This window comes from Aestuariivirga sp., from assembly GCF_020252405.1.
In the GTDB taxonomy this organism is placed as follows: Bacteria; Pseudomonadota; Alphaproteobacteria; order Rhizobiales; family Aestuariivirgaceae; genus Aestuariivirga.
The window spans coordinates 12,208-26,511 of record NZ_JADCDA010000065.1 but is presented as its reverse complement, the minus strand read 5'-3'; the positions used below and the strand labels follow the sequence as shown (position 1 = coordinate 26,511).

Genomic DNA, 14,304 nt, shown 5'->3' with positions numbered 1-14,304 from the left:
AACCCCCTTCCCCTTGCAAAAGGGGAAGGGGCGCGGATTTGCTTATCTGCCCGTCACAAATTGCCGGTGACGCATTTTTTCGCCAGCGCCTTGTACTGCCTTTCGGTGAACTGGATCGGGTTGCCGCCGGCCGACGGGTCCTTGACCGCCATCGCCGCCACCTCGTCGAGGCGCTTCGTATCGATGCCGATGTCCTTCAGCGCATGCGGAATGCCGATTTCCTTGCGCAGCGCCAGAACCCACTTGAGGAAGCCGTCGAAGCCGCCCTTGATGCCGAGATAGGCCGCGGCGCGCCCGATGTCTTTCTCGATCCTGCGGCGGTTGGCTTTGAGCACATAGGGCATGATGATGCCGTTGAGCAGGCCGTGATGCGCGTCGTAGAGGCCGCCGAACGGGTGCGCCAGCGCATGGATCGCGCCGAGGCCGCGCTGGAACGCCGTGGCGCCCATCGCGGAGGCGACCAGCATGTTGCCGCGCGCGTCAAGGTCCTTTGGCTTCTTCACCGCCTTGACCAGATTGTCCTTCACCAGCCGCATGCCCTCCAGCGCGACACCCTGCGACCAGGGGTGATAGAAGGGCGCGCAATAGGCTTCGAGGTTGTGCGCCAGCGCGTCCATGCCGGTGGCGGCGGTCAGCTTCGCCGGCAGGCCGACGGTGAGCTCAGGGTCGAGCAGCGCCACCTTCGGCATGATGGCCGGATGGAAGATGATCTTCTTCTCATGCGTGATCGGGTGGGTGATGACGCCGGCGCGGCCCACTTCCGAGCCCGTGCCCGCCGTCGTCGGCACCGCGATGATGGGCGAGATCAGCGAGGCATCGGCCCTGGTCCACCAATCGCCGATGTCTTCCAGTTCGAACACCGAAATCTTCTGCGAATGCATGAGCGCGATCATCTTGCCGGTGTCGAGGCCGGAGCCGCCGCCCAAGGCGACGACGCCGTCATGCCTGCCGTCCTTGAACACCTTGCAGCCCGCGAGAACGTTCTCCTCGACCGGGTTCGGACGCACGTCGGCGAAGAGCGCGGCCTTGAGGCCCGCGGCCTTCAGGTCCGCCATGATCTCCGCCACCATCGGCATGGCGGCGAGGCCCTTGTCGGTGACGACCAGCGGCCGCTTGATGCCATTGGCCTTGCAGAACTCCGCGAGTTCCTTGATGCGCCCGGCACCATATTTGATGGCGGTCGGATAATTGATGTTGCGGTTCGGAATGGCCATGGCGTGTCTCCTGAGTGCCGTCTGCTATGTCTTAAAGCCCAATTCCCCACCCACCTGCCGTCATCCCGGCGAAGGCCGGGATCCAGCTTTCCGCGCGTCCGATGCCCGAAGCTGGACCCCGGCCTTCGCCGGGGTGACGCAACAGGAGGTGCGGGAGCAGGGTCATGGAGTGATTCTACTCAATACCGCTCAAACCCGCGCTTCAGCTCGAGGTCGGTGATGCGGCGGTCGAATTCGAATTGTTCCCACTGCGCGGTGTGGACGTAATGGTCGATCACGTCATTGCCCATCGCCTGGCGCAGGAAGTCCGATTCGTCGAGCAGCCTGGCCGCCTCGCGCAGCGTCTTGGGGATTTCGCGTAAGCGTCGGGACGTGTCGTAGATGTCGCCCGAGACGGCGGGCTCCAGCTCCATCTTCTTCTCGATGCCGTCAAGGCCCGCCGCGACGAGGGCCGCGAAGGCGAGATAGGGGTTCAGGTCGGCGCCGCCGATGCGGCATTCGACGCGGATCGCCCTGGTCTCGGCCCCGCAGATACGGAAACCCGCCGTGCGGTTGTCGAAGCTCCACACCGCGCGGGTGGGCGCGAAGGTGCCGGCCATGAAGCGCTTGTAGGAGTTGATGTAGGGCGCCAGGAAATAGGTGATCTCGCCGGCATGCGCCAGCTGGCCAGCCAGATACTGCTTCATCAGCAGCGACATGCCGTGCTCGCCCTTTTTGTCCATGAACAGCGGCTTGTCGTCGGCGGACCACAGCGACTGGTGGATGTGGGACGAGTTGCCCGCCATGCCATAGTCCCACTTGGCCATGAAGGAGACGGACTTGCCGACGTTGTAGGCGATCTCCTTGGCGCCGTTCTTGATGATGACGTGACGGTCGGCCATTTCGAGCGCCTCGGCATAGCGGACGTTGATCTCCTCCTGGCCCGGCCCCCATTCGCCCTTGGAGTTTTCGACCGGAATGCCGGCGCCCGCGAGGCCATTGCGCAGGGCGCGCATATAGACCTCCTCCTTTGAGGTCTGCAGGATGTGATAGTCCTCGATGTAGTAACCCGCCGTCTTGAGGTTGCGGTAGCCCTTCTGGTGGGCCGCCTCGTAGGAATCGTCAAACAGAAAGAACTCGAGCTCGGAGGCCATATAGGCCTTCATCCTCATCTTCCCGAGGCGCTTCAGCTGCTTCTTGAGGATGGCGCGCGGCGAATGCGGCACGTCCTCATGGCTGTGATGATCGAGCACGTCGCACAGCACGAGCGCCGTGCCCGGCAGCCAAGGCGTGCGGCGCAGGGTCGCCATGTCGGGCTTCAGAACGAAGTCGCCATAGCCCTTTTCCCAGCCCGTCGCCTTGTAGCCGGGCACCGGCTCCATCTCGATGTCGACGCCGAGCAGATAGTTGCAGCCATGCGTCTCCTCATAGCCGCCGTCGGCGAAGAACCTGGCATGGAAGCGCTTGCCGATGAGGCGGCCCTGCAGGTCCACCATGGCGGCGACCACGGTGTCGATCGTTCCGGCCCTCACCTCGGCCTTCAGCTGTTCGAGTGTCAGCATGCCTTCGCTCATGGTCGTTCTCCCTCAATCGCTTTATGTCGTTGCGGCCTGGATCAGCGGCACGGACAGGCGCTGGGCCCATTCGTCCTGCCCGCGTTCGGTGGCGACCAGGTCATTGCGGATCTCGATCATCGCGTGCTGCAGGCCGCGGGCAAAGCCGTGCAGGTTCAGCGTGTGCAGCACGCCGTCCTTCGGGCCATAGGGCTCGTTCAAACGCGCATCGACATTGGGGAAGCTCTTGATGAGCTTCGCGGACAGCGTGGCATCCCGGTCATGCAGGATGCCAAGCTCGACGCTGCGCGGCTTGCCCTTGTAGACGGGCGTGAAGGAATGGATGGAGACGACCAGCGAGCGCTGGCCGCCGGCGGCGCGCCGGTCGAGCACGGCGGAGACGCCGTCATGAAAAGGCCGGTAGATCTCGCGTGCCCGCGCCAGCTTGTCCTCGGCGGACAGCTTCCTGTTGCCGGGAATGGCGGTGAGCTCGCTCACCTCCGGAATGGCATCGGGCGATTCCGGCGGGCGGTTGCAGTCATAGGCGAGGCGCGAATAGCGCTGCAGCAGCAGCGGCGCATCCGTGAGGCGCGAGAGGAGGCGCGCGACCTTCTCCGCGCCGATGTCCCAGGCGATGTGGCGGGCGAGATCGGCCCCGGAAAGGCCCAGCGTGCCCAGCGCCTTCGGCATGGTGTTGGAGGCGTGCTCGCAGATCAGTACGAAGGGCGAGCGGCCCTGCCCGTTGACGGCGATGAACGGGCGCTCCTCGCCCAGCTGGAGCAGCGCTCCCATGCACGAAAACTCCAGAACTTCGGTCTGTTGAAGCGATGATTTCAGATTGTCGGAAGACTGTCAAATTCGTTACAGTGGAGGTCCAGCAGGGAGAGACAGATGCCGCCGCAGCGCGCCGCCACGGTTGCCGAAAGACTGCGCCTGATGTCGGGCAAGCTGACCGCGGCCGAGCGCAAGCTGATGGCCGCGCTCTTCGCCAACTACCCCATGGCGGGGCTGGGCTCGATCACCGGCTTCGCGCGCGAGGCGGATGTCTCCACCCCTTCCGTGCTGCGCCTCGCCAAGAAGCTGGGCTTCTCCGGCTTCCCGGCCTTCCAGGACGAGCTGCGCTGCGAACTCTCCGCCCAACTGCAGAACCCGATCGCGAAGCATGACCGCTGGGCAGCCGAGGCGCCCGACACCCACATTCTCAACACCTTCGCCACGGCGGCGATGGAGAATCTCTCGGCCTCGCTGAAGCTGATGGACCACCGCGCCTTCGACGCCATCGTGGCGCTGCTGGCGGACCGCAAGCGGCAGGTCCACATCGCCGGCGGCCGGATCACCGGGGCCATTGCCGCCTATCTTTATACCCACCTGCAGATGGCGCGGCCGGGGGTGAGCCTCGTTCCCCCCACCCAGTCCTTCTGGCCGCAATATCTGCTCGATATCGGCAAGAACGACCTGCTTCTGTTTTTCGACATCCGCCGTTATGACGCCCGCATGCTCGATCTTGCCGCTTCCGCCAGAGAGCGCGGAGCGAGGGTCGTGCTGATTACCGACCAGTGGATATCCCCAATCGCGAGACTTGCCGTGCATTCGCTTCCGCTCCGCATCGAGGCCCCGTCGAGCTGGGACTCGAACATCGTGCCGCTGTTCCTGGCCGAGGCGCTGGTCGCCGCCACCGTCAACGCAACCTGGCGCGAGACGGAGGCCCGCATCGCCGAACTTGAGGCGCTGTCCGGCGCGGGAAAGCGCGGCAAATGAGCGAGGCCTTCGACTTCGTCATCGTCGGCGCCGGGTCCGCCGGCTGCGCCATGGCCTATCGCCTGTCGGAGGACGGCAGGAACTCGGTCTGCGTGCTGGAATATGGCGGCAGCGACCGCGGCCCCTTCATCCAGATGCCGTCGGCTCTCTCCTACCCCATGAACATGAAGCTCTATAACTGGGGCTTCGAATCCGATCCCGAGCCGGGCCTTGGCGGCCGCAGGCTGGCCACGCCGCGCGGCAAGGTGGTGGGCGGCTCCTCCTCGATCAACGGCATGGTCTATGTGCGCGGCCACGCCAGGGACTTCGACAGCTGGGAGGAGATGGGGGCCAGGGGCTGGGGCTTCCGCCACGTGCTGCCCTATTTCAAGCGCCAGGAATCCTGCCCCGATGGCGAGGACGGCTGGCGCGGCATAAAGGGCCCCCTTCATGTGCGGCGCGGGCCCCGCAACAACCCGCTCTACCAGGCCTTCGTCGAGGCCGGGCGCGAGGCGGGCTACCCGGTGACGGAAGACTACAACGGCCGCCAGCAGGAGGGCTTCGGCCCGATGGAGATGACCATTCACAACGGCATCCGCTGGTCCGCCGCCAATGCCTATCTGAAGCCGGCGCTGAAGCGCGGCAACGTCAGGCTGATCACCAGGGCCCTGGCGCACCGCGTGATCCTCGAGGGCAAGCGCGCCGCCGGCGTCGAATATGACGTGGGCGGACAGAAGCAGGAGGTCAGGGCGCGCCGCGAGGTCATCATCGCGGCCTCCGCGATCAATTCGCCGAAGCTCCTCCAGATGTCGGGGATCGGCGCGCCCGATGTGCTGAAGGCGGCGGGCGTCGGGGTGGCGCACGCACTGCCGGGCGTGGGCGAGAACCTGCACGACCACCTCGAGATCTATTTCCAGATCAGGTCCAGGGAACCCGTCACGCTCCATTCGAAGCTCAACTGGTTCTCCAAAGGGCTGATCGGCGCTGAGTGGCTGCTCTTCAAGACCGGGCTCGGCGCCACGAACCATTTCGAAACATGCGGCTTCATCCGTTCCGCGGCGGGCGTCGAATATCCGGATATCCAGTATCACTTCCTGCCCGCCGCCATGCGCTATGACGGCACGGCGGCCTTCCCGGGCCACGGCTTCCAGGTCCATGTGGGGCCGATGCGGGCCAAGTCGCGCGGTTTCGTCCGTGTGCGGAGCAGGCAGGCGCGGGAAGCGCCGCGGATCCTGTTCAACTACCTCACCCACCCGGACGACCTGCCCGAATGGCGGCGCGCCGTCAGGCTCACGCGCGAGCTGTTCCGGCAGCCCGCCATGCGGCGCTTCGCGGCGGAGGAAATCCAGCCGGGGCCGGCGGTGAACGCGGATGACGAGATCGACGCCTTCATCCGCGAACACTGCGAGAGCGCCTACCACCCCTGCGGCACCTGCAGGATGGGCGCGGCGGATGACCCGATGGCGGTGGTCGACCCCGAATGCCGGGTGATCGGAATCGAGGGCCTGCGGGTGGCCGATTCCTCCATCATGCCGCGGGTGACAAACGGAAATCTGAACGGCCCCACCATCATGATCGGCGAGAAGGCGAGCGATCACATCCTCGGCAGGCAGCCGCTGGCGCCCTCGAACCAGGAGCCGTGGATCAATCCGGACTGGAAGGTCAGCCAGCGGTAGGGCATGAACCGCAAAAGCGGAACCCGCTTTTGCGGTAAATCATGTTCCAGCCTGTATTCCGCGCATGTTTGTCTTCTCCCGTTTCTTTAACGGGCGAGGAAGGCCCCCGGTGCGGGCGGGATGACGGCGTCGCCCTGTGCTCCCGCGGGATGGTTGAGGTCCATGCAGTGGCGGTTCTTGATGCCGCCCAGGCCATCGCCCCCTCCACATGGCGTGAGTGAAAGGCACGATTGGCTCCCGGCCAAAAACAATCTCAAATCGAATTCCTAGAGCGGCGGGCGGTCATATAGAATCGCGATCTTTTTCCCTCCCCCTTGTGGGGAGGGAAATCCTAATGGAGGCAATTGACCGCCCGCCGCTATAAAGCATTTTCAGGTCAAGTGGACACCGGTTGACCGTCGAAAATGCGACAAAATAAATAGGTAAAGCTGGTTTCGATTCCACTGAAACGAAACCTGCTCCAATCAACAAAGCAGAAGGCCTGGAGAAACCTCCGGGCCTTTGCCTGTCAGGACTCGGTATCGGCTCAGAACAACCCGGCGATCTGGCCCTTTTCGTCCAGCCCGATCACCTCGGCCGACGGGACCTTGGGCAGGCCCGGCATGGTCATGATGTCACCGCAGATGACCACGATGAATTCGGCACCCGCCGACAGGCGCACTTCGCGCACCGGGAGCACGTGGTTGGTGGGAGCACCCTTGAGGTTGGGGTCCGTCGAGAACGAGTACTGCGTCTTCGCCATGCAGATCGGGAACTTGCCATAGCCCGCCGCTTCCCAGGCCTTGAGCTGGTCCCTCACCGATTTGTCGGCCACCACGTCGTCCGCGCGGTAGATCTCGCGGGCGATGGTCTTGACCTTGTCGAAGAGCGGGACGTTCTCGTCATAGATCGGCTTGAACTGTGCCGGGCCCTTGTCGGCCAGAGCCGCCACATGATGGGCCAGCGCCTCGACGCCCTTGCCGCCATCGGCCCAATGGGTGCAGCGGAAGGCTTCCACGCCATGGGTCTTGCAATAGTCGATCACGGCCTGCACTTCCGGCTCCGTGTCCGAGATGAAGTGGTTGATGGCCACCGCGATCGGCACGCCGAACTTCTTCACGTTCTCGATATGGCGGCCCAGATTGGCGAGGCCCTTCTTGAGGACTTCGACATTCTCGACTTTAAGCTCCTCCTTCGCCGCGCCGCCATGCATCTTCAGTGCACGGACGGTCGCCACGATGACGGTGGCGGATGGCGCGAGGCCGGCCTTGCGGCATTTGATGTCGAAGAACTTCTCAGCGCCCAGGTCGGCGCCGAAGCCCGCTTCGGTGACGACATAGTCGGCAAGCTTCAGCGCGGCCCTGGTGGCCATCACCGAGTTGCAGCCATGGGCGATGTTGGCGAAGGGACCGCCGTGCACAAAGGCCGGGTTGTTTTCCAGCGTCTGGACGAGGTTGGGCTGCAGCGCATCCTTCAAGAGCACCACCATGGCGCCCGGCGCCTTCAGGTCCCTGGCCAGCACCGGCGACTTGTCCTTCCTGTAGCCGATGACGATCTGGCCGATGCGGCGCTCGAGGTCCCCGATCGAGGTGGCGAGGCAGAGGATGGCCATGATCTCGGAGGCGACCGTGATGTCGAAGCCCGTCTCGCGCGGATAACCGTTGGCCACGCCGCCCAGCGAGCAGACGATCTCGCGCAGCGCGCGGTCGTTCATGTCCATGACGCGGCGCCAGGCGACGCGGCGCGTGTCCAGCCCAAGCTCGTTGCCCCAGTAGATGTGATTGTCGATCATCGCGGAGAGCAGGTTGTGCGCCGAGGTGATGGCGTGGAAATCGCCGGTGAAGTGCAGGTTGATGTCTTCCATCGGCACGATCTGGGCATAGCCGCCGCCCGCCGCGCCGCCCTTCATGCCGAAGCAGGGCCCGAGCGAAGGCTCGCGCAGGGCCACCATGGCCTTTTTGCCGATGCGGTTGAGGCCGTCGCCGAGGCCCACGGTGGTCGTGGTCTTGCCTTCGCCGGCGGGGGTGGGGTTGATGGCGGTGACGAGGATGAGCTTGCCGTCCGGCTTCGACGTCAGGCTGTCGATGTAGGAGAGCGCGACCTTGGCCTTGGTGTGGCCATAGGGGATCAAGTCCTCCCCGGGAATGCCGAGGCCCTTGCCGATCTCCATGATCGGCTTCATTTTCGCCTCGCGGGCAATTTCGATATCGCTCTTCACCGTGGCCATTCGTGCAGTTCCCTTGTGTGCATGAGATTTCCCATCAGTAAAAATACATTACTGCGGGGAAAAGTCGATCAGCTTTTTGGCGGCCTCGCGAAGCGGACGGGGTCCGGCACGGAACCCTGATCGGCAGGCGCGGCAGTCATGACGGCGAGTGTCTTGCTACAGGGCTCCGCGCCATGCGATGCCTTTTGCGACGTTTCCCGGAATATTCTTCCAGCGTCCCTTGTTCTCAGGATGATGAAGCATGCGTAATTTCGAACGCCCCGGCCGCTCGGCCGCTTATGGCAGCCGCGGCATGGCCGCCACCTCGGCCCCGCTGGCGACTCTCGCCGCCATCGACACGCTGCGGGCGGGCGGCAATGCAGCCGATGCGGCCGTCGTCGCCTCTGCCGTGCTGTGCGTGGTGGAACCGGCCATGACCGGCATAGGGGGAGACTGCTTCGCACTCGTCGGCGCGCCGGACGGCAAGGTTTCCGGCCTAAGCGCCTCAGGCCGGTCCGGCCTGGCGGCGGATGCCGACTGGCTGAAGACCTCCGGCCTCACCGGGATTGCGCTGCGCTCCATCCATGCCATCACCGTGCCGGGCGCCATCGACGGCTGGGACCAGCTTCTCAGGAAATTCGGCACCATGGACTTAGGCGAGGCGCTCAAACCCGCCATCCGGCTGGCCGAGGAAGGCGTTCCCGTCACCCCGCGCGTCGCCTGGGACTGGCCGGAGGACACGCCCTTCCTCGCGGCCGACGAGGGCGGCCGCATCCACTGCCTGAAGGATGGCCGCGCGCCCAGGGTGGGCGAGATCATGCATTACCCGGCGCTGGCGCGGAGCATGCGGCTGATTGGCAGGGAAGGCCGCGACGCCTTCTACCGGGGCGCCATCGCCGAGGACATCGTGGCCACCGTGCGCGCCAGGGGATCGCTCCTCACCATGGAGGATTTCGCGGCGCATGAATCGACCTGGGTGAAGCCCATCGCCACCGAATTCGCCGGCCACGAGGTGCTGGAGATCCCGCCCCCGGGGCAGGGCCTCACGGCGCTGATCGCCATGAACGTTCTCTCGCAATTCGGGCTGCGCCGCCTGGCGCCCGACTCGGTCGAGCGCCACCATCTCGAGATCGAGGCCATGAAACTCGCCTGGGAGCTGAGGAACCGCCACATCGCCGACCCGGACTTCCACGAGGCGCCGGTGGATGAACTCCTGTCGGCGAAAACCGCGCAGAAGCTGGCGGGAATGATCGACATGAACCGGGCCCTCGACTTCGGCACGGCAATGCGGTCCTCCGGCACGGTCTACCTCAGCGTGGTGGACGAGAGGCGGCTGGCCGTGTCCTTCATCAACTCGGTCTATGACGGTTTCGGCTCCTGCGTGGTGACGCCGGGGACGGGGATCGCGCTGCAGAACCGCGGCGCCTGCTTCGTCACCGATCCTGATCACCCCAACTGCATCGGCCCGCGGAAGCGCCCGCTCCACACGATCATCCCCGCCATGGTGCGCAAGGATGGCCTCGTCGACATGAGCTATGGCGTGATGGGCGGCGACTACCAGCCCATGGGCCACATAACCGTCGCCGTGAACCGCTACATCCATGGCATGGACCCGCAGGAGGCGATCGACTGGGCGCGCTACTTCCCCAAGGAGGGCAAGGTGCAGGTGGAGAGCGCCGTGCCGGAGCATGTGAAAAAAGGGCTGATCGAGAAGGGCCACGCCCTGACCTCACCGCGAGCGCCGCTCGGCGGAGGCCAGGCCATTGCCATCGACCGCGACAGCGGCGTGCTCGCCGGCGGGTCGGACCCGCGCAAGGATGGCTTCGCACTGGGGTATTGAGACGTGGCGTCTTCTCCCGCTTCAGCGGGAGAAGAAGGGCCCCGTTGCGCAAGCAACGGGTAGATGAGGGGAAGTCAATGACGATCGTCCGGTGGTCACTGCCCCTCACCTACCCCACCTGCGGTGGGGCCCCCTCCTCTCCCGCGTTGCGGTAGAGGACGAAATTGACGCGCGCCGTTAAGGGTTGCTTTCAGCCTCCCCCTTAGACTCAAAGCCGCGAATCTTTGAGGGACGGGGCATCGTGGACGATTTTTCCGGGCTGACGGACAGGGCGGCGGCAGATTCGGGGCTGGCGGCCTATCACTGGGACATTGCGCAGGATGTGATCTCCTGGTCGCCCTGGGCCGCGAAGGTGCTGGGCTGCGACCCCGGAACGGTGGCCACGGGCCGCCAGTTTGCAGCGCTCCTCGACCCCGACAATCTCACCAGCCGCCATGACACGGTGATGCACGGCGGCGGGCAGGATCCGGGCGGCGGCGTGCCCTTCCGCATCGAATACCGCTTCATGCCGCTCGGGCGCACCGGGCGGGCCAGCCAGTGGCTGGAAGACCAGGGCCGCTGGCATGCGGGCCTTGACGGCCGGCCTGCCCATGTCTTCGGCACGCTGCGGCGGATCGACGAGCGCCACCGGCAGGACCAGCAGCCAAGCCACCTCGGCCATTGCGATGCCCTGACCGGCCTGATGAACCGCGGCCGCATGATGGAGTGGCTGGGAGGCGCCATGGCGGCGGCCGAGCGCGAGGGCTCCGCCTGCTCCTTCCTCGTCATCGCCATCACCAATCTCGCGGCCGTCAACGAGGCCTATGGCTTCGAAGTGGCCGACGAGGTGATCCATGCGGTGGGCAGGCGGCTCGCCCGCGTCGCCCGCGCGGGCGATGCCGTGGCGCGCTACTCGGGATCCAAATTCGGCATCGTGCTCAACAATTGCAGCCGCGAGGACCTGGCCTTCGCCGCCGAACGCCTGCTCGGCACGGCGCGCGAGAGCATGGTTGAAACCGCATGCGGGCCGATCTGGGCGCTCTTGTCCATCGGCGCTGTGGTGACGCCGCAGCATGCCACCGGCCCCACCATGGCCATCGCGCGGGCCGAAGAGGCCCTCACCCAGGCGAGAAAGCAGCCGGCCGGCGACGTGGTGATCTACGAACCCTCCGAGCAGCGCCGCAGCGAGCGCAGCGACAACGCGCGCCATGCCGCCGAGATCATTCGCTGCCTGAAGGAGAACCGCTTCCAGCTTGCCTTCCAGCCCGTGGTCGATGGACAAACGGGCGAAGCGGCGTTTCACGAGGCGCTGCTGCGCATGACGGGCGAGGATGGCAGCATCGTGCCGGCCGGGCATCTGATCCCCGCGGCGGAGACGCTTGGCCTCGTCCGCCTCATCGACAAGGCGGTGACGGAGATGGCGGTGGACGTTCTCGCGCGGCGCCCGGCGGCGGCGATCTCGCTCAACATTTCCGGCGCCACGGCAACCGACCCGCGCTGGTACCCCGAGATCGTCTCGGTCATCGCCGGAAACCTCGAGGTGGCGAACCGCTTGATCGTCGAGATCACCGAGACCGTGGCCCTGGGCGACCTGAGCCACGTGATCCGCTTCGTCGAGGAGCTGCGCTTTCTGGGCTGCCGCGTGGCGATCGACGATTTCGGCGCGGGTTTCACCAGTTTCCGCAGCCTGCGGGCGCTCCCCGTCGAATACCTGAAGCTCGACGGCACCTTCTGCCGCGAACTCTCGCTCAACGACGAGAACCAGTATTATGTGCGCGCGCTCATCGACCTCGCCCGCACCTTCGGCATCAAGACCGTGGCCGAATGGGTCGAGACGGAAAGCGACGCGCTGCTGCTGCGCAACTGGGGCGTGGACCTGATGCAGGGCCGGCTCTTCGGCATGGCGGAACTGAGCCCGCCCTGGCCGGAAGTGGCGCCGGACGCACGCCTCACCATTGCCGGCTTCGAAAAGAACCTTGAGGGCGAACTTGCCAAGCTGAGACGCGCCATCACCCTGCTCGACCGCGCCTTCCCCGGCCGGGAGGAACCACTGCGCCCGGCGGAACCGAGCTTCGCCGACCTCGTCAGCGATACCGCGGCACGACGCAGGGCACGCTGAGCCGCAACTATTTGCTGGTGAGGGTGTCGAGCTTTTGCTGCATAGCGGCAAGCTGGTCCTTCAGCGCCTGAAGGTCATCCCGGGAGCCACCCGCCGAACCGGACTGCTGCGGCTTGGCCGGTGCTGGAGCGCCCGGAACCGCACCCCCCATGGCAGCGAAGGGGTTGAACACCTTCATCGCCTCGCTGAACATGGCCATGTTGCGCTGGGCATGGTCCTGCATCGACTTGAAGGCATCCCCCCCACCCCAGGCTTCCAGCATCTGGGCGCGCAGTTTTTCCTGCTCCTTGCCGAGATTTTCCAGCGAGAATTCAAGAAAGCCCGGCACGAAGGCCTGCATGGAATCGCCATAGAAACGGATGAGCTGGCGCAGGAAGTTGATGGGCAGCAGGTTGGTGCCCTTGTTTTCTTCCTCGAAGATGATCTGGGTCAGCACCGAGCGGGTGATGTCCTCCCCCGTCTTGGCGTCATAGACCAGGAAATCGGTGCCGGACTTGACCATGACCGACAGGTCATCCAGCGTGACATATGTGCTGGTGGACGTATTGTAGAGCCGCCGGTTGGCGTATTTCTTGATGACCACGGCGCTTTGCGGCGCTGCCTTCTCTTCGCTCACCGGCGTCCTCCTTGACAGACCTGGAATGCCCGCCGTTGACCGGCTCTTTGCATGGTTCTCTGTGCCAAGATCCTTGCTCCCCGCACTGCACAATTGCAAGCGCAAAAATTTTTCGGCAGCGCCACATTCAAGACCTATGTCGCATTGCACAAAGGGTGATATGGAAGGCATAACGCACGCCAAAATCAACAAGGAGGCATTCATGGCCGGCACTGGAACTGGAATTGTCATCGTATCGGCCGCGCGCACGCCGGTTGGTTCCTTCAACGGGTCGCTGTCGAGCGTGCCGGCGAGCTTTCTGGGCACGGTCGCCCTGAAGGCCGCCATGGAGCGCGCCAAGGTGGAAGCAGCGGAAGTGGATGAGGTGATCCTCGGCCAGATCCTGACGGCCGCTCAAGGCCAGAACCCCGCCCGCCAGGCCTCGATCAATGCCGGCATCCCCAAGGAAACCCCGGCCTGGGGCATGAACCAGCTGTGCGGCTCAGGCCTTCGCGCCGTGGCGCTGGGCATGCAGCAGATCGCGTCGGGTGACGCCAAGATCGTCGCCGCCGGCGGCCAGGAATCGATGAGCCGTGCGCCGCACGCCGCCTATCTCCGCGAGGGCGTGAAGATGGGCGACTATTCCATGGTCGACACCATGATCAAGGACGGGTTGTGGGATGCCTTCAACGGCTACCACATGGGCACCACCGCCGAGAACGTGGCGAGGCAGTGGCAGATCACGCGGGACATGCAGGACGAGTTCGCGGTGAAGAGCCAGAACAAGGCGGAGGCCGCCCAGGCCGCGGCCAGGTTCAAGGACGAGATCGCGCCCGTCACCATCTCCACCCGCAAGGGGGACGTGGTGGTGGACCAGGACGAATACATCAAGAAGGGCGTGACGCTGGAAAGCGTGCAGAAGCTGAAGCCGGCCTTTGCCAAGGACGGCTCCGTCACCGCCGCCAATGCATCGGGCATCAATGACGGTGCGGCCGTCGTGCTGCTGATGAGCGAGGCGGAAGCCAGCCGCCGCGGCTTGAAGCCGCTCGCCCGCATCGCCTCCTGGGCCTCCGTCGGCGTCGATCCGGCGATCATGGGCACAGGTCCCATCCCGGCCTCGCGCGCGGCGCTCAGGAAGGCCGGCTGGAAGGTCGAGGACCTCGACCTCGTGGAGGCCAACGAGGCCTTCGCGGCCCAGGCCTGCGCCGTCAACAAGGACATGGGCTGGAACGCCGACATCGTGAACGTGAACGGCGGCGCCATCGCCATCGGCCACCCGGTGGGCGCCTCTGGCGCCCGCGTGCTCAACACGCTGCTCTTCGAGATGGGCCGCCGCAACGCCAGGAAGGGCCTCGCCACGCTGTGCATCGGCGGCGGCATGGGCATCGCCATGTGCGTGGAGCGTTAAGAATACCTGACGTTTCCCA

Annotated in this window: 10 protein-coding genes; 5 read left to right on the top strand and 5 right to left on the bottom strand. The window is 65.3% G+C overall.

Features of this window, described 5'->3' with window-relative positions; translation table 11 throughout:
* Positions 1 to 53: 53 nt before the first annotated feature.
* The 3 genes from IOC69_RS10140 to IOC69_RS10130 form a co-directional block, all read right to left on the bottom strand.
* Positions 54 to 1,214 (bottom strand): iron-containing alcohol dehydrogenase, encoded by a 1,161-nt coding sequence (locus IOC69_RS10140; protein WP_290543432.1) that lies wholly within the window; start codon positions 1,212 to 1,214, stop codon positions 54 to 56.
* 179 nt (positions 1,215 to 1,393) lie between these two features.
* Positions 1,394 to 2,767: a glutamine synthetase family protein gene (locus IOC69_RS10135; RefSeq protein ID WP_290543431.1), complete on the bottom strand. Its 1,374-nt coding sequence runs from the start codon at positions 2,765 to 2,767 to the stop codon at positions 1,394 to 1,396.
* A gap of 21 nt (positions 2,768 to 2,788) precedes the next feature.
* On the bottom strand, positions 2,789 to 3,538 hold the full coding sequence (locus IOC69_RS10130) for an N-formylglutamate amidohydrolase (RefSeq protein ID WP_290543430.1): 750 nt from the start codon (positions 3,536 to 3,538) through the stop codon (positions 2,789 to 2,791).
* Between the two features lie 99 nt (positions 3,539 to 3,637).
* Here IOC69_RS10130 and IOC69_RS10125 point away from each other — a divergent pair, with 99 nt between their 5' ends.
* Both IOC69_RS10125 and betA read left to right on the top strand, forming a co-directional pair.
* Positions 3,638 to 4,504, top strand: a complete 867-nt coding sequence (locus IOC69_RS10125; RefSeq protein WP_290543429.1) for a MurR/RpiR family transcriptional regulator — start codon at positions 3,638 to 3,640, stop codon at positions 4,502 to 4,504.
* The gene (betA, locus tag IOC69_RS10120; protein ID WP_290543428.1) at positions 4,501 to 6,159 is read left to right on the top strand and encodes a choline dehydrogenase; all 1,659 of its coding nucleotides are present in this window, start codon (positions 4,501 to 4,503) and stop codon (positions 6,157 to 6,159) included. The genes IOC69_RS10125 and betA overlap by 4 nt, the downstream gene beginning before the upstream one ends.
* A gap of 526 nt (positions 6,160 to 6,685) precedes the next feature.
* Here betA and IOC69_RS10115 read toward each other — a convergent pair.
* On the bottom strand, positions 6,686 to 8,365 hold the full coding sequence (locus IOC69_RS10115; protein WP_290543427.1) for a formate--tetrahydrofolate ligase: 1,680 nt from the start codon (positions 8,363 to 8,365) through the stop codon (positions 6,686 to 6,688).
* 241 nt (positions 8,366 to 8,606) lie between these two features.
* Between IOC69_RS10115 and IOC69_RS10110 the strand changes: the two genes are divergently transcribed.
* Together IOC69_RS10110 and IOC69_RS10105 are read left to right on the top strand one after the other, a co-directional pair.
* Positions 8,607 to 10,184, top strand: a complete 1,578-nt coding sequence (locus IOC69_RS10110; RefSeq protein ID WP_290543426.1) for a gamma-glutamyltransferase family protein — start codon at positions 8,607 to 8,609, stop codon at positions 10,182 to 10,184.
* Positions 10,185 to 10,425: 241 nt separating this feature from the next.
* Positions 10,426 to 12,282: a GGDEF and EAL domain-containing protein gene (locus IOC69_RS10105; protein ID WP_290543425.1), complete on the top strand. Its 1,857-nt coding sequence runs from the start codon at positions 10,426 to 10,428 to the stop codon at positions 12,280 to 12,282.
* A gap of 7 nt (positions 12,283 to 12,289) precedes the next feature.
* Here the strand turns inward: IOC69_RS10105 and phaR are convergent, their stop codons facing one another.
* Positions 12,290 to 12,898 (bottom strand): polyhydroxyalkanoate synthesis repressor PhaR, encoded by a 609-nt coding sequence (gene phaR, locus IOC69_RS10100; RefSeq protein ID WP_290543424.1) that lies wholly within the window; start codon positions 12,896 to 12,898, stop codon positions 12,290 to 12,292.
* Positions 12,899 to 13,100: 202 nt separating this feature from the next.
* Between phaR and IOC69_RS10095 the strand changes: the two genes are divergently transcribed.
* Positions 13,101 to 14,285, top strand: a complete 1,185-nt coding sequence (locus tag IOC69_RS10095) for an acetyl-CoA C-acetyltransferase (RefSeq protein ID WP_290543423.1) — start codon at positions 13,101 to 13,103, stop codon at positions 14,283 to 14,285.
* Positions 14,286 to 14,304: the final 19 nt, after the last annotated feature.